17 protein-coding genes are annotated in these 15972 nt (G+C 62.2%); 11 read left to right on the top strand and 6 right to left on the bottom strand.

The features are described from left to right. The first annotated feature begins 135 nt into the window (after positions 1-135). Both V1286_RS13745 and V1286_RS13740 read left to right on the top strand, forming a co-directional pair. A complete protein-coding gene (locus tag V1286_RS13745; RefSeq protein ID WP_334480294.1) occupies positions 136-393 on the top strand; it encodes a hypothetical protein in 258 nt (85 codons plus the stop codon). Positions 394-690: 297 nt separating this feature from the next. Next, complete coding sequence (locus V1286_RS13740) at positions 691-2772, top strand: methyl-accepting chemotaxis protein (RefSeq protein ID WP_334480293.1); 2082 nt, start codon at positions 691-693, stop codon at positions 2770-2772. A 151-nt stretch (positions 2773-2923) separates the two neighbouring features. Here V1286_RS13740 and V1286_RS13735 read toward each other — a convergent pair whose 3' ends face one another. From V1286_RS13735 to V1286_RS13725, 3 genes are read right to left on the bottom strand one after another with little or no spacing between them, the layout of a single operon-like run. Then, positions 2924-4084: an acyl-CoA dehydrogenase family protein gene (locus V1286_RS13735; protein WP_334480291.1), complete on the bottom strand. Its 1161-nt coding sequence runs from the start codon at positions 4082-4084 to the stop codon at positions 2924-2926. An 11-nt stretch (positions 4085-4095) separates the two neighbouring features. Next, entirely contained in the window at positions 4096-4773 is a 678-nt protein-coding gene (locus V1286_RS13730; protein WP_334489659.1) for a nitroreductase, read from the bottom strand. A gap of 36 nt (positions 4774-4809) precedes the next feature. Beyond that, on the bottom strand, positions 4810-5685 hold the full coding sequence (locus V1286_RS13725; protein WP_334480290.1) for an MBL fold metallo-hydrolase: 876 nt from the start codon (positions 5683-5685) through the stop codon (positions 4810-4812). Between the two features lie 159 nt (positions 5686-5844). Here V1286_RS13725 and V1286_RS13720 point away from each other — a divergent pair, with 159 nt between their 5' ends. Next, positions 5845-6816 (top strand): glycerophosphodiester phosphodiesterase family protein, encoded by a 972-nt coding sequence (locus tag V1286_RS13720; protein WP_334480289.1) that lies wholly within the window; start codon positions 5845-5847, stop codon positions 6814-6816. 44 nt (positions 6817-6860) lie between these two features. Here V1286_RS13720 and V1286_RS13715 read toward each other — a convergent pair whose 3' ends face one another. Then, positions 6861-8483, bottom strand: a complete 1623-nt coding sequence (locus V1286_RS13715; protein ID WP_334480287.1) for an ABC-F family ATP-binding cassette domain-containing protein — start codon at positions 8481-8483, stop codon at positions 6861-6863. Positions 8484-8757: 274 nt separating this feature from the next. Between V1286_RS13715 and V1286_RS13710 the strand changes: the two genes are divergently transcribed. From V1286_RS13710 to V1286_RS13690, 5 genes are all read left to right on the top strand, one after another. Then, on the top strand, positions 8758-9207 hold the full coding sequence (locus V1286_RS13710) for a DUF2267 domain-containing protein (RefSeq protein ID WP_334480285.1): 450 nt from the start codon (positions 8758-8760) through the stop codon (positions 9205-9207). Between the two features lie 87 nt (positions 9208-9294). After that, on the top strand, positions 9295-9477 hold the full coding sequence (locus tag V1286_RS13705; protein ID WP_334480284.1) for a hypothetical protein: 183 nt from the start codon (positions 9295-9297) through the stop codon (positions 9475-9477). 15 nt (positions 9478-9492) lie between these two features. Continuing rightward, positions 9493-9735: a hypothetical protein gene (locus V1286_RS13700; protein ID WP_108519231.1), complete on the top strand. Its 243-nt coding sequence runs from the start codon at positions 9493-9495 to the stop codon at positions 9733-9735. After that, the gene (locus tag V1286_RS13695) at positions 9732-10238 is read left to right on the top strand and encodes a hypothetical protein (RefSeq protein ID WP_334480282.1); all 507 of its coding nucleotides are present in this window, start codon (positions 9732-9734) and stop codon (positions 10236-10238) included. The genes V1286_RS13700 and V1286_RS13695 overlap by 4 nt, the downstream gene beginning before the upstream one ends. Positions 10239-10243: 5 nt before the next feature. Next, positions 10244-10468, top strand: coding sequence for a hypothetical protein (locus tag V1286_RS13690; protein ID WP_334480280.1), 225 nt, complete (start codon positions 10244-10246; stop codon positions 10466-10468). A 27-nt stretch (positions 10469-10495) separates the two neighbouring features. On the opposite strand, the gene V1286_RS13685 is transcribed toward V1286_RS13690, so the two are convergent. Both V1286_RS13685 and V1286_RS13680 read right to left on the bottom strand, forming a co-directional pair. Further along, positions 10496-10873: a response regulator transcription factor gene (locus V1286_RS13685; RefSeq protein ID WP_334480279.1), complete on the bottom strand. Its 378-nt coding sequence runs from the start codon at positions 10871-10873 to the stop codon at positions 10496-10498. After that, a complete protein-coding gene (locus V1286_RS13680; protein ID WP_334480277.1) occupies positions 10870-11745 on the bottom strand; it encodes a S1C family serine protease in 876 nt (291 codons plus the stop codon). Before V1286_RS13680 ends, V1286_RS13685 begins: the two co-directional genes overlap by 4 nt. 527 nt (positions 11746-12272) lie before the next feature. Here V1286_RS13680 and V1286_RS13675 point away from each other — a divergent pair. From V1286_RS13675 to V1286_RS13665, 3 genes are read left to right on the top strand one after another with little or no spacing between them, the layout of a single operon-like run. Continuing rightward, a complete protein-coding gene (locus V1286_RS13675; protein WP_334480275.1) occupies positions 12273-14537 on the top strand; it encodes a TonB-dependent siderophore receptor in 2265 nt (754 codons plus the stop codon). Positions 14538-14594: 57 nt separating this feature from the next. Further along, the gene (locus V1286_RS13670) at positions 14595-15698 is read left to right on the top strand and encodes a PepSY-associated TM helix domain-containing protein (protein WP_334480273.1); all 1104 of its coding nucleotides are present in this window, start codon (positions 14595-14597) and stop codon (positions 15696-15698) included. After that, the gene (locus V1286_RS13665) at positions 15695-15895 is read left to right on the top strand and encodes a hypothetical protein (RefSeq protein ID WP_145963683.1); all 201 of its coding nucleotides are present in this window, start codon (positions 15695-15697) and stop codon (positions 15893-15895) included. The genes V1286_RS13670 and V1286_RS13665 overlap by 4 nt, the downstream gene beginning before the upstream one ends. The last annotated feature ends 77 nt before the right edge of the window (positions 15896-15972 follow it).

Genomic DNA, 15972 nt, shown 5'->3' with positions numbered 1-15972 from the left:
GCGTCAGCTGGTCCCGGGGGCGTTTGCAGAACGTTAAGCAAGCGCTGGCATACCCACGGGCATTCCCAAAAAATTTCCACAATCCCTTTTAGTAAAAAACATCTTGGTCGGCTCTTCGAGAATGGAGAATTTCCCATGCGGTTAGGACAAGCGATCTTCTTCGGTTCGGCGGCCGCCCTCCTCACCTTGGCAGCGCCGACGCTCGCCAGAAATTCCAGCGCGCATTCGCATACGGCGAAAGCAACCGAGGCGCCCGCGGCCTCCTCCTGCCAGGCCTACCAGCAGCAGGCGGCCGACGGTTCGTGGACGGAACGGCCCTGTCAGGAGACGGGCTCCAAGGCGCCAGCCCAGCCTCGCTCCGCCACAAAGGGCGTGACCGAAGAAACGCAGTGATGCGGCGCAGGGTGGGCAAAGGCGCGTTAGCGACGTGCCCACCATTCATCACCGATCGCGCATCTTGATGGTGGGCACGCTGTCGCTTTGCCATTTTCGAGCCGATAAGGCCCGTACCGCCGATGATAATGGTCTTCATTTCCTCGCGCCTCTCACTGAAGCCGCGGCAACCCCGCGCTGCATCAAGGACGCACGGCAAGGCGCCGGCGTGACGGGCCCCCTGTAAACGCCGGATTAATTAGCACCACCTATACTGGTGGCCCGCATGCCCTGACCCGCGCAAATGGCCTAAATCCCATGAAAATCGGCACCCTCCTGACCGCTGCCATCGTCTCGCTTTCCGCCGTCGGCGGCGGGCTCGCCGTCTATGTGGCGGTTTCGAAATACCAGACCATGGATCAGGTCTCGGTCGCGCAGAGCCGGCTGGAGCTGGTGCGCGCGGTCGGCGACATCCCGCGCTACATGAATCCCGAGCGTGGCTTTGCCACCAACATCATGTTCGGACCTCCCGCCGTGGATCCGAAGCTGATCGCCGAACTCGACAAATATCGCAAGAACACCGATGGGGCGCGCGACAAGATGAACCGGGTCAAAGCGACCCTGCCCGGCGCGATCGATGACAGTGCCGCCGTCGGCAGCAGCATCGATGCCCTGAATACCCAGTTCGCCGGACTACGCGCGGCCATCGACAAGGCCCTCACCGGCCCGGCGGAAGCTCGCCGCGATGCGGCCAAGAAAATCGTCTCCGACAACTCGGTCTTCAACAAGGCGATCACGACGCTGCTCGACGAGCAGGTGCGCAAGATCGCGATGCTCGACGGCACGGCCTACCGGCAAGCAAGCTACGCCAATATCGCCTGGACGCTACGCGACGTCGGTGGTCTCAACTCCAGCCTGCACAAGAATCTCATCGGCGCCAACCGGGTAGCTACCGAAGCCGAGAAGATGGATATCAGCCGCTCGCAGGGGCGAAACGATCAAATTCTGATGTCGCTGCAGGAATTGCGTGGCAATCCCGCTACGCCGGCCAATGTGGCCGCAGCGCTGGACAAGATGAACGCGGCCTATGTCGAACGCTTCGGCAAAGAGCTGAAGCTCGTCAAGGATGGCGCCATCAGCGGCAAATACGAACACGATATGGAGACCTACTACGCGGAGACGCAACTCGGTCTTGCGTCCATCATTACGGTCCGCGATGCCTTCTACGACAACGCCGAACAGGTGCTCGGCGAAGCCTACTCCTCCGCGCGTCTCAGCTTTCTGATCGCGCTCGCGGGTCTCATCGCAGTCGTCGCCGCCAGCGCCGTGCTGATCATGATGGTTCGCCGCCGCGTCTGCAAACCGATCGTCGATCTCACGGCGCGGATGTCGCGGCTGGCCAGCGGTGACCTTGCGAGCGAAATATCGGGCAGCGAACGCAATGATGAGATCGGCGCGATGGCTGCTGCCGTTGGCGTCTTCAAGGACAGCATGATTGAGGCGGAACGGCTCGCCGCCGAGAAGGCCGCCGAGAGCGACGGCAAGATGCGCCGCGCCCAGGTGCTCGACGAACTCACCCGTGTGTTCGAAGCCAAGGTCATCGAACTCGTCGGCGGGTTGTCGTCGGCGTCATCCATCATGGAAGACACCGCACAGTCGATGTCATCGACCGCCACGCTTACCAACCGTCAGGCGGCCATCGTCGCCGCCGCTTCCGATCAGACTTCGGCCAACGTGCAGACGGTTGCGAGTGCCACCGAGGAACTGGCCTCCTCGATCTCGGAAATCGGCCGCCAGGTCGCGCAATCGACCGAAATCGCCGCCCGCGCGGTCGACAATGCCCGGCGCACCGGCGACACCGCCCGCTCGCTCGCCGACGGCGCGCAGAAGATCGGCGACGTCGTGACGCTGATCCAGAGCATTGCCGCGCAGACCAACCTCTTGGCGCTGAACGCGACCATCGAAGCCGCGCGCGCCGGCGATGCCGGCCGCGGCTTTGCCGTCGTCGCCTCCGAAGTCAAATCGCTGGCCGGCCAGACCGCCAAGGCCACCACCGAAATCTCCGAACAGATCGCCGCTATACAGGCGGCGAGCGACCAGACCGTAACGGCGATCCAGAACGTCGCCAACGTGATCGCCGAGATCGACCAGATCGGCACCGCGATTGCGGCCGCGATCGAGGAACAGGGCTCCGCGACCAAGGAAATCTCCCGCAGCGTGCAGGAAGCCGCGCGCGGCACCCAGGAGGTCAATTCCAACATCACGGGCGTCCAGAAGGCCGCCGACGACACCGGCGCCGCCGCCAATCAGGTGCTTGGCGCAGCCGAGCAATTGTCCTCGCAGTCAAAGGATCTCGCCGGACAGGTCAACCGCTTCCTCTCGGAGGTGCGTGCGGCTTGATCCGAATATCGGAACGGCCGGAGAAGCCTAGAGCCTTTTCCGTTCCGATAGAATCGGAACGGGGCTCTAGATTTTTGTTTTGACGCGTTTTCTTAACGCGAACCGGTTTCCACTTCGCTGGAAAACGCTCTAGCCGATCCGCTCGAGCATTTTAGCCGCGCAGCCCGAGCACGCGGCGCGCGATCGACTGGCGGTGGACCTCGCTCGGTCCCTCGTACATCCGCATCAGGCGCGCCTTCTGCCAGAGCGCGTTGAGCGGCAGTTCCAGCGTCATGCCGAGCGCACCGAGTGTCTGCATGGCATGATCGCAGGCCTCATAGGCCATCTCGGTCGCGAACACCTTGATCATCGAGGCTTCGTGGCGGACGTCCTCGCCGCGGTCGGTCTTGTCGGCGGCATCGCGCACCATCAGCCGGCAGGCATGCATGCGCGTCGAGATATCGGCGATCCACCACTGGATCGCCTGGCGATCGGCGAGCTTGACGCCGAACGTCTCGCGCTGCCTGGCGTGTTCGCACAGCATGTCGAGTGCCCGCCTGGCGATGCCGATGCAGGTCGACCCCATCTCAAGCCGCCGCGTGCGCAGCCGGAGCTGCATCGGCGCATAGCCCTTGCCGATTTCGCCGAGCACGGAGTCGGCCGGGATACGGCAATCCTCGAACACGATTTCATAGGTCGAGCCGCCGCCGAGCATCAGGATTTCACGCTCGATGACGAAGCCGGGCGTGTCCTTCTCGACAATGAAGGAGGTGATGCCACCCTGCCGCGCATCGCTGCCGACGCGGGCCATGACGATGATGAAATCGGCGGCGCGCGCATTGCTGATCCAGATCTTGCGGCCGTTGAGCACCCATTGATCGCCGTCGCGCACTGCCCGCGTCTTCATCGCGGCCGGATCGCCGCCGGCCCCCGGTTCGGAAATTGCGATCGCCGACACCATGCGTCCCTCTATATAGGGCTGCATGTATTTCCGCTTCTGCGCCTCGGTGCCGGCTGCCTGCAGCATGCGCAGGTTCGGCGAGTCCGGCGGCAACACGAAAGGCACGCAGGTACGGCCGAGTTCCTCGTGGACCGCTGCCATGGTGCGGGTCGGCAGATCGTGGCCGCCAAGATCTTCGGGGGCATCGAGACCCCACAATCCCAGCTCCTTCGAGACCGTCCGCAGCCGATGCTTCTGCTCGGCGGTCAGTTCCGGATGATCGGAGCCCGGCAACTTGGACTTCAAGTAATGCGGCTCGAGCGGAATCAGTTCGCGGTCGACGAATTTCGCGACCGTCTCGCGGATCAAGGCGGTCTCCTCATCGGTACTCATCGTCAAAACCCTCAGTCCGCGAAGCCAACATAACGCACGAAATCGCCATTGGGCTCGCGATCCGACCGCACCGCATTGGCGGGAAAGCTGTGGTCGGGATAGCCCATCGCGACGCAGGTCATGATGACCTCGTCCTCCGGGATATTCGCGACCTCGCGCACGATGTCCGAGCGCATGACGCCCTGCCCGTTGATGACGCTGCCAAGGCCGCGGTCCCAGGCAGCAAGCACGATGCCGTAGCAGAGCGCGCCGAGGTCGAAGTGGCACACCGCGCCGGGATCGAGAACCTTGTCATAGGTCAGGACCAGCGAGACCGGCGCGTCGAACTGCCGGAAGCCGCGCAGCACCCAGTCCTGCCGCATCGGCTTGTCGTCGCGCGCGATCCCCATCACGGCGAACAGCTTTTTCGCGATATCGACCTGCCGACCGCGATGCACGCCCTGATATTCGCCGTGACTGATAATGTCGCGCTTGGGGCTGGCACCCGCGATCATCTCCTCCATGTTGCGACGGCGCACCTCCTCCAGCGGCTCGCCGGTCAGAACGTGGATATGCCAGGGCTGGGTGTTCATCGACGACGGCGCGCGCTTGGCGACCTCGATGATGTCCTCGATAACGGCGCGGGAAACCGGCTCCCTGGTGAACCCGCGGACGCTCTTGCGGGTATGAACCAGCGTCTCGAAATCCATCCGTTGCATTCCGTCGGTCCGTTGCATTCCCATTGGTCAATCCCTTTTGAAACGATAATCGAAGCGGTCGCCATCCGCGGTAATCAGCCCGGCGGTGGGCGCGGGGAAATGGACGGGCAAGATCAGCGTGTCGGTGCCGGCGACGGACGCAAAGAATTTCCGCCGCGAGATCGCGGACTGCCTCGCGTCCCAATCCGGCTTTGCCGACCATTCCGGCTCGCGGCACTGGATGACGTGATGCATGAGGTCGCCGGCCACCACCGCGCGCTTGCCCTTCGAGAGGATGTTGACGCAGCAGTGACAGGGCGAATGCCCAGGCGTCGGCGTCAGTGTAACGGTATCGTCGAGCGCGTAATCGTCGTCAACCAGGACCGCCTGCCCGGCCTCGACGATCGGCAGGCAATTGTCGCGAAAGACCGTCCCGGGCGGGTTGGCTCCCTTGGCATTTTCCGCCTCCCACGCGGCATATTCCCGCTTATGGAATATGTACTTCGCATTGGGAAACGTCGGTACCCAGCGTCCGTCGCGCAGCGTGGTATTCCAGCCGGTATGGTCGATGTGCAGATGGGTGCAGAACACGTAGTCGACCTGTTCGTAGGATATGCCGAGCGCAAACAGCTCGTTGCGCCAGCGCTCCTTGCCGGGAAAATCGAACGGCGGCGGATGGCCCTTGTCCTCGCCGGTGCAGGTGTCGACCAGGATGATGTGGCGCGGCGTGCGGACCACAAACGTCTGGTAGGTGATCACCATCATGCCCAGGCCTGCGTCGAACACCTCGGGCTCCATGCCGGTGAGGTGATGCTTGAAGACGGCATCGTCATAAGCCGGAAAGAAATCCTGCGGCCGACGCCACGGCCCCTCGCGCTCAATGACAGCGTCGATGGTGATATCGCCGATCCTGAGCTGTTTCATCCCGTCTCGCTCCCCGTTATGCGGCAGCGTAACGGGCGAGTTCCACACCGACAAGCCGCCCGCAAGTTGTAGCGCCATGCGTTTCGGCTTTCCCTGTCCTCCGCCGCAAATCGAACAGAAATGCTGCCTAGCGAATGCGTCCTCTACGCGGGGGCAAGCTTGAACAAGAAACTCAAATATTCCGCGGCGGCGATCGTCTTCGCCGCAGCCATCTACATCAACAACACCAATCACCTCGCCGCCCATCGGGAGGGCAACCCCGTCCTGCTCGCGCATCGCGGCATTGCCCAGCGCTTTGACGAACGCGAGTTGAAGAACGACACTTGCACCGCGGCGCGCATGCTGCCGTCTAGTCACGAGTATCTGGAGAATACGATAAGTTCGATGCGAGCCGGCTTTGCGGCCGGCGCCGATGTCGTCGAGCTCGACGTTCATCCGACCACCGACGGCGAATTCGCGGTGTTTCACGACTGGACGCTGGATTGCCGCACCGACGGAAGCGGCGTCACGCGCGAACACTCCATGGCCTATTTGAAAAAGCTCGACATTGGCCATGGCTATACCGCCGATGGCGGCAAGACCTTTCCGTTTCGCGGCAAGGGCATCGGCCTGATGCCGACGCTCGACGAGGTGCTGGCAACCTTTCCGCAAGCGCGGCTATTGATCAATGTGAAGAGCCGAGACCCGTCCGAGGGCGAGAAGCTCGCAGCCGTGCTGAACAAGCTTCCCGCCGAACGCCGGGCGCAGATCATGGTCTATGGTGGCGACGAGCCGGTGGAGATCGTGCGCCAGCGCGCGAGCGATATCAGGACGATCTCGCGTGGCGCGATCAAGCGCTGCCTGCTCGGCTACATCGGCTACGGCTGGAGCGGCATTGTGCCGGGAGCCTGCCGCAACGCGATGCTACTGGTTCCGGTCAATGCGGCGCCTTGGCTATGGGGCTGGCCCGACCGTTTCCTCAACCGCATGAAATCCGCCAACAGCGAGGTCTTCGTGCTCGGCCCGTACCGCGGCGGCGAGTTCTCGACCGGAATAGATTCGCCTGAACAGTTTGCGCGGCTGCCGCAAAACTATTCCGGCGGCATCTGGACCAATGAGATCGAGGTGATCGCGCCGCTCACACGCAAATAGTGTTCGTAGCCCGGATTGCGCTTCGCTCCATCCGGGCTACGGCTTCAGCTCCGCAATCCCGGCGCTTCCTGTCCGGTGCGTGCGACATATTCGGTGTAACCGCCGCCAAACTGGTGGATGCCCTCCGGCGTCAGTTCCAGCAAGCGATTGGAGAGCGCGGCCAGGAAATGCCGGTCGTGGGAGACGAACAGCATGGTGCCCTCGAACTCCGAGAGCGCGTTGATCAGCATTTCCTTGGTCGCGAGGTCCAGATGGTTGGTCGGCTCGTCCAGCACCAGGAAATTCGGCGGGTCATAGAGCATTTTTGCCATCACCAGCCGCGCCTTCTCGCCGCCTGAAAGCACGCGGCACCTCTTCTCGACATCGTCGCCGGAAAAGCCGAAGCAGCCTGCAAGCGCGCGGAGCGAGCCCTGGCCCGCCTGCGGGAAGGAATCCTCCAGCGACTGAAACACCGTGCGCTCGCCGTCGAGCAGATCCATGGCGTGCTGGGCGAAGTAGCCCATCTTGACGCTGCCGCCGACGGCGACCGTGCCGTCGTCGGGCTCGGTCGAGCCTGCCACCAGCTTCAACAGCGTCGACTTGCCCGCGCCGTTGACGCCCATCACGCACCACCGCTCCTTGCGGCGGATCATGAAATCGAGCCCCTGATAGATGGTGCGGCTGCCATAGCCCTTGTGGACGTTCTTCAGGCTGACGACGTCCTCGCCCGAGCGCGGCGCCGGCAGGAATTCGAACGCGACCGTCTGGCGGCGCTTCGGCGGCTCGACGCGCTCGATCTTGTCGAGCTTTTTCACCCGGCTCTGCACCTGCGCGGCGTGGGAAGCGCGCGCCTTGAAGCGTTCGATGAACTTGATTTCCTTGGCCAGCATCGCCTGCTGGCGCTCGAACTGGGCTTGCTGCTGCTTTTCGTTCAGCGCGCGCTGCTGCTCGTAGAATTCGTAATTGCCGGAATAGGTCGAAAGCGTGCCGCCATCGATCTCGACCACCTTGTTGATGATGCGGTTGATGAACTCGCGGTCATGCGAGGTCATCAATAGTGCGCCTTCGTATCCCTTCAAAAACTGTTCCAGCCAGATCAGGCTCTCGAGATCGAGATGGTTGCTGGGCTCGTCCAGCAGCATCACGTCAGGCCGCATCAGCAGAATGCGCGCCAGCGCCACCCGCATCTTCCAGCCGCCCGAAAGCGCGCCGACGTCGCCCTCCATCATCTCCTGGCTGAAGCCCAAGCCCGACAACGCCTCGCGGGCCCGGCCGTCAAGCGCATAGCCGTCGAGCTCTTCGAAGCGGTGCTGCACCTCGCCGTAGCGCGCGATGATATCTTCCATCTCGTCGGCGCGATCCGGATCGGCCATCGCGGCCTCGAGCTCCCTGAGCTCGTTTGCCACGACGCTGACAGGCCCGGCGCCGTCCATCACCTCGGCCACGGCGCTGCGGCCCGACATCTCGCCGACGTCCTGGCTGAAATAGCCGATGGTAATCCCCCGATCGAGCGAGACCTGGCCCTCGTCGGGCAGCTCCTGGCCCGAGATCATCCGGAAAAGCGTGGTCTTGCCCGCGCCGTTCGGGCCGACCAGGCCGATCTTCTCGCCCTTCTGAAGGGCCGCGGAGGCTTCGATGAAGAGGATCTGGTGGCCGACTTGCTTGCTGACGTTATCGAGACGGATCATTGGGCCCTGAGGGAGGAAATCGTTTCGGCCGCTGCTTAGGACATCTGGAGGGCTGGTGGAAGCGGTTGCGAACCACCCTCCGGAAAGTAATCACGCAACCCTTAGGCGTTGATCAAGATGCCGGCAACCGCCTTCCCCCTGCACGCACGGCCGCAATCCTATCTGCACCTGTTGATCGAAGTCACACGGCCGCGGCAAAACCTGCAAGCGTTGCGAACCGATCCGTGCAAGCCTCGTTATTCCGTCATGTCCAATTGAACGACGGATCAGTTCCATGAGTGCAACAGGTCTCGAAGTGTTCGACAGAACCCTGCAAATCACCAACACCTGGTTGGACGAAATGATGGCAACGTTACCGCGCGATCGGAAGCTGGCATGGCATGTACTGGGCGCAGTGCTGCGAACCATTCGCGACCGGGTTCCGGTTAATCTCGCCGCACATCTTGGCGCGCAGCTCCCGCTGTTGGTGCGCGGCACCTACTATGACCAATGGCGCCCCAGTGAAACGCCGAAAGCATGGCGATCGGCAGACGAATTTCTCTCCATCGTTTCGGCTGAACTGAGTTCCGTGAAACCCGTCGGCGCCGATGATGCAGTGCGCGCGGTGTTTCGGGTGCTGAATCATCATGTCGATCCTCATCAGGTCGAAAAGGTCCGACACGCACTTCCTGAAGAGGTCCAGAGGTTGTGGCCCGCCGATAATCAGGTTTCCTCGGCTGCCTGATGCGGCATGTGATCGCGGTTCCGCAAATCGAGAAGAACCCTGGCGTTCACCGCGCGTTGTTTCTCAAAAGCAACAACGGAGACAGCCATGACCAAGCCTCCGCCTGTGCCGCCGGACAATCAAAGCCACAAGGGTACTGGTGATCCTAAAACCGGCAATGCGCATCAGGTCAAGAAAAGCCGCGGCCACATCGAAAATCCCCGAGAGCAGGGACAGCCCGGTAATACCGCGCAGAACACCACGCATCAGGGCTATCAGCAGGATCGCTAGTCAGGGAGCGGGGCCATGTCGACTTCAACAAAGACGCCGGCGAGCATTCGCCAGGGCGGCCCGGGCGCTTCCCACGAGAACGCCAGGGAGCCACTTCACATCAACAAACCGCCGGCCGATGATCCACAGCGCCGGCACAGCAAAGTGTCCGGCGGCGGCGGTGAACACGACACTCATCATACCCATCATCCGGACCGAAAAGGCGGCCAACGCCGGCACGGCGGTGGCAGCCATCCAGCTTCGAAGAGCGCGTCATGAGCACCAAGCATGTGAAACTGAACAGGCCGACCAACGTAGACCTCGCTCGCAACCCGCTGATCGGCGGGTCGAAGGGCGTGACGATGGCGGGAGTCTCGCCGGACGAGTTGGAGGAGTTCGAAGGCGCCAACACCTTCGAGGGCGATATCGAGAACGACACCAATCCGCAGGGCGGCATCAATAAGGCAGAAGTTCGCGACCGACGCCGCGGACCGCCGCAAAACGATCGGGACAGCGGCCCGCGGAAAATGGCGCTGCAGGGAAGGAAGACGCATGAGCAACAACTGCGCATCCTTGAAAGCAAGCCTGATGTTCCCGATGCGAGACAGATCGAGGAGGAGACTATACGCACGCAGCACGACGGTCCCGCAAAAATCGCCAAACGCGGTGGACGCCAATCGGAATTTCCGGTGAGCCGCGCCGGCCTCAATCAGGAAAGCCAGCACAACAAACACAATCATCCGGGGCAGCCGGGCCACAAGCCCCAAAAACCACAGGGATAAAAAACATGACACGTGGAGCACACGGAGACGGCAAGCATCTCGGGCCTGGAGCGAAGGGTAAAGGCGCAGGTACCGGCGCCATGACCGAAGCACAGGATAAGCTGATCGGCGAAAACATGGTGCTCTCAAACCGCGACAAGACCGAGCATTCGCGTGATCGAGGCCAGGACAGCAAGTGGATCCAAACCGAACAGTTGAAGGATCACGCTGCCAACAAGGGCCGCGGATAAGGCGAGATGCGGCTGGCGGGCGCGGCGTTACAAGTTGATCACGCCGCGTCGCGCGGCGTGCGCCACAGCGTCGGTGCGGCCGGTGGCGTCGAGCTTGTCGAGCAGTGATCCGACGTGGAATTTGGCCGTGTGAACGGATATTCCAAGTTGTCTCGCAATAGCCTTGTTCGAAGCGCCTTCGGCCATCAGCACCAGCACGTCGCGTTCGCGCGGCGTAAGTTCGATGTCAGCCGGCTCACGCGCGGTGTGCGCCTCACGTGACACGAGCGCGACCGCGGCTGCCTCCCCCGCTGTCGCCAGGCGGATGCCGCTAACGCCGCCGAGCAGCGACGCCAGCCGGTCCGCCAGCGCGGGATCGGAAATCTCGATGGCGACCACGACAACTTGTGAAGCCTCCTCGCTCACGCGTCCGCCCTTTCGCCGATCGTGAGCTTGACCCGCACCGGTTCGCCGCCGCGCCGAATCTCGACGTCAACGACCGAGCCGACGCTGTCCGGCCCGAGCGCTCTTAACAACGAACGCACACCGGAGATCTTCTCGCCGTTCCAGCCGACGATAATATCGCCTTGCCGGATGCCGGCGGCGGCCGACGGACCTGATTGATCGACACTCATCACCATCGCGCCGATACCATCATCGAGCTTGACGGGCTGCAGCCCAACTCCGAGATAGCCCCGCGCGATCCGGCCATGGGTTTCAAGCCTGCCCGCGACGCGGCCGATCGTCGCGCTCGGAATGACAAGAACACGCCGCACCCCCTGAACAGCCATGCCAATCGCGTCGCCGGAGGCAGTGAGCGCGAGGCCCCCCTCGTGGTTGTGTCGCAGCCGCACGCCGAGTTCGATCCGGGCGTCAATCTCGCCGCCGCGAAGGCTTCGCCAGCTTCCGCCAACCAGCGATACCGTGCCCAGCGCCGCGGTGGGAACGCCGTGCTCAGCGGCGACCACGACCGACAGCGAGCCGAGCTCCGGAACGACGGGTGAAAGCGCGACCGGGGCAGCATTCCCGGTATCGAACCGCAGCAGCGCGATGTCGGTGGTGTGATCGCGCCCCGCGATGCTGGCCGGCCCCACCGTTCCATCGGCAAGCTTGACCGAGACTTCGCCTTCGTCGGCCAATGCCTCGTCGGCCGTCACGATCAAACCGGGTTTCCAGATGAAGCCGGAGGCTCGCGAGCGGTGCGAGTGCACCGAGACGATCGCGGATTTTGTCCGGGCAACGATATCGGCAAGGGCGGCGGATAATGCGGGAAGGATGGCTGCGGTCGGGTCGGGCATGGCATGAACTCCTGGATCGGTTGAATCCAATCTGGGAGTTCTGATCGCGTTCGGGAACTAGCCTGATGGGGAGGCGGGAACCGATTATTGCCTATTGCTGTGTGGCCTCTGGGCCGTGCGTCAAACGGCATTGGCCAAATAAAGACCCCGCCGGTCAATCGCAATAACCGACGGGGCATTTTGAGCTGACGCCTTTGGTTGGTGTTTTCCTTCCTCAGCTATCAACTCAAATTATCAATGCCCGAGCAGAACGCTCGTTCCGAAATCCCGCAGCATTTTTTAAAACGAATTTTGCCCGCCATGGAGGAACCGACATTTCCGCATCAAAGGGACCAAGTTCACAAGCACCGCGCGTCGATACCGTAGAGAACAATCCATCGTACGCATTCCTGGAAACTTTCTAAGAGTGACTCTAAGAACCTTTCCATTAGAGGAATCAACGTCCCTCGCGTTATGCGTCCCACTGGGGTTGCGCTGCCAAGTTTTCCTGAAAGCGCGACAAGTGCTCGCAGGTTTGGGGTGACGCTTTGAAGTCTCGTGATTTTTTGGGGGTCGCCGCGTCGGCGACCGCGTCCGTATTGGTGTTGTGGCCGCAGGCGACATTCGCGCAGTCGAGTTCGGGCACCGCGTCGCAATCTCTCCCGTCAGTCGTTGTCACCTCGCCAGAGAAGCGCACCGCGGCCACGACGACGCAGCGCAGCCGGCGCCCGGCGCAAAGTGCGGCCGCTTCGCGAAGGCCCCAACCGAAACGCGAGGCACCGGCGGCCACCGTCGTCGAGAACCCGCGCGGCGCGGTCCAGGGTTACGTCGCCGGCCGCTCGATGGCGGGCACCAAAACCAACACGCCGATCATGGAGACGCCGCAGTCGCTCTCGGTCATCGGCAGCGAGCAAATTCGCGACCAGAAACCCGGCAAGTTTGACGAGATCCTGCGCTACACGCCGGGCGTTGTCGCCGGAACATTCGGCGCGGACAACCGCAACGATTGGTTCCTAATCCGCGGATTCAAGTCGGACGATGTCGGCCTGTTTCTCGATGGCCTGCAGCTCTTCTATACGTCCTATGCAAGCTGGAAGCTGCAGCCGTTCAACCTCGCCCGCGTCGAAGTGCTGCGCGGTCCCTCCGCCGTACTGTATGGCGGCTCCAGCCCCAGCGGCATCGTCAACGCGGTCAGCAAGACGCCCCCGGCGGAGCCGATCCGCTACCTTGAGACCGGCGTCAATAATTTCGGCAATGCCTATCTGGGATTTGATTTCGGCGGCCCCGTCGCAACCGCGCCTGAAAACGGCAAGCTGTTCTACCGTGTGGTCGGCCAGATCCAAAACGGCGGCACCCAGGTCGATTTCACGCCCAACAATAACTACTTCATCGCGCCGTCGCTGACCTGGAAGCCCGATGCCGATACGACATTCACCGTGCTGGCGTCGGCTTCGAAGTTAGAGACTCGCAGCGAGAACTTCCTGCCGTATATCGGCACCGTGGTTAACGCGCCTTTCGGCCGGATACCTACCAAGCTATTCGCCAGCGATCCCGGCGTCGATCGGTTCACGCGCGAGCAGGAAATGCTGGGCTACCAGTTCGAGCGCCACGTATCCGACGACGTGACCTTCCGGCAAAACGCCCGCTTCGCTCATGTCGACGTCACCCTCTCGACGCTGTTTGGTCTGGGTTACGACGGTGGGATGCCCGCTACAGCGTCTCTGTCGCGCGGCTACTTCCTCACCCATGGCATCGCCAATCAGGCCAATCTCGACAGTCAGCTCGAATACCGCTTCAACACCGGCATTCTGCGCCACACCGCGCTATTCGGCCTCGACCTCAAGCATTACAAGATCGACGACTGGCAGGGGTTTGGCGGTGCTCCCTCACTTAATCTGTTGAATCCGGTTTACGGCTTCAATGCGCCCTTCAGCGGCTCCACACTTACGGACGCGACGGTGACCCAGAAACAACTGGGTTTCTATTTGCAGGATCAGATCAAACTTGATCGCTTTACCCTGGTGCTGAGCGGCCGCAACGACTGGGTTGCAACCAACAACGACAACCACATTGGGACCGGCCAGAGCCGCGAAGACAGCCAGTTCAGTGGGCGTGCCGGACTGATCTACAATTTCGATTCTGGCCTTGCGCCCTACGTCTCCTACGCCACCAGCTACAATCCGGTCATCGGCCTCAATTCCGGTCAGCTACTGCTGCCGGAGACCGGCCAACAAACTGAAGTAGGCCTCAAATTCCAGCCAAACGGCTTCAATGGTCACTTTGGCTTTGCGTGGTTTGATTTGAAACGACAGAATGCACTGACGACCGATCCGAACAACGTGTTGCTACCGACCCAGAACGGCGAAGTCACGTCGCGCGGCTTCGAGCTCGAGGCCGTCGCCAATCCGATGCCTGGACTCAAGCTGGTGGGCGCGTTCACGACCTACGATATGTTCGTCAGCAAGGATCTGAATCCGGCGCTGATCGGCAAAGTCCCGACCGCCACGCCCCGGACACTCACCTCGGGCTGGGTTGACTACACCTTCCAGAGCGGTCCATTGACCGGGTTCGGCCTCGGTGGCGGCGTGCGCTATATCGGCGGTTCCTTTGCCGACAACATCAACACGATGCCGGTTCCCTCCGTCGTGCTCGGCGACATCACCGTCCACTACGAATGGCAGAAAAACTGGCGCGCGGCGCTCAATGTCATCAACGTCGCCGATACGATCTATGTGGCGAACTGTTCTTCGGCGAACGCCTGCTTCTATGGCGACCGGCGCCGGGCGACGGCGAGCCTGTCGTACAAATGGTAGCGCGGGCATAGTCGGCAGGAGGCAACACTGAAAGCCAGAACCGTTCGCATCTGGTCGGTGGTCCATACCTGGAGCAGCCTGATATCGACGCTGTTCCTGCTGCTGTTGTGCGTCACCGGCCTGCCGCTGATCTTCCATCATGAGATCGATGAACTGCTCGGCTACGATCCAAAGCCCGAGATCGCCCAGCCGGGCGCAGTGAAGCGGAGCATCGACGAGATCGCCCGCACGGCGCTGGCGAACGATCCCGGCCGCGTGCTGCAGTACATTTTGTGGGACAAGGACGAACCGAATACGGTGATCGCCTTCACCAACAACAAGGTCGATGGCGATCCGGATGCGGCGACGCTGCGGGCGTACGACGCCCACACCGCCAAGCCGCTCGGCTCGGTCGGCGGCGGCCCGATGCTGATCTTCTTAAAACTCCACGTCGATATGTTTGCGGGCCAGCCCGGCAAGCTGTTCCTCGGCGCGATGGGATTCCTGTTCCTGGTCGCGATCATCTCCGGCGTCGTACTGTACTGGCCGTTCACGCGCCGCCTGAGCTTTGGCACGCTGAGGGACAAGTCGCGCCGCATTGCCTGGTTCGACTGGCACAATCTCTTGGGCGCCATAACCATCGCCTGGGCGCTGGTGGTCGGCGCCACCGGCGTCATCAATACACTGGCCGAGGTAATGCTCGGCCAGTGGAAAGCCAATGAACTCGCAGACATGGTCAAGCCCTATGCCGGCAAGCCGCCGCCGGTACATCTCGCTTCGCTTGATGCAACGCTCGAGAAAGCACGCAAAGCCGCGCCCGACATGAATGTCTCGTTCGTCGCCTTTCCAGGCACGCCCTTTACGAGTTCGCATCACTTCGCTGTCTTCATGCGCGGCGACACGCCGCTGACGTCGCGGCTGCTCAAGCCGGTGCTGCTGGATGGCGAAACCGGAGAAGTATCCGATGCGCGCGACCTTCCCGTCTATCTCAAGGCGCTATTGGTTTCGCAGCCGCTGCATTTCGGCGACTATGGCGGCATGCCGCTGAAGATCATCTGGGCGCTGCTCGATATCATGACGATCGTCGTGATCGGCAGCGGGCTCTATCTGTGGATCGTCAAGCGCCGCAAGCATCGCAGCCACGCCATCGCGGGGCAGCCTTTGTTGCAGCCGTCCAAATGACTGCTGCACGCAAATCCCGATCGAGCGGCAATTGGTGGACCGTGTATGGTGGCCCGCTCCTGCTCGGCGTGCTCTCGATTGCGGGGCTATTGACGGCGCTGCTCTCCGAAGGCGCCGGCCGCTATTTTTCCTGGATCGCCGTTGGCGCACCCGTCGCCATTGCCGCGTGGTTTTTCGCGCGGCGAAAGCGCGCCTGAAATCTGCGCGCACGGCGTCAGCTTCCATCCCTTTTTCATCGGGACCATCTCTGGGCGTGCAACCGTTAGCCGCAACA

This window comes from Bradyrhizobium algeriense (genome assembly GCF_036924595.1).
Taxonomy (GTDB): Bacteria; Pseudomonadota; Alphaproteobacteria; order Rhizobiales; family Xanthobacteraceae; genus Bradyrhizobium; species Bradyrhizobium algeriense.
This window is presented reverse-complemented; position numbering and strand designations above follow the sequence as displayed.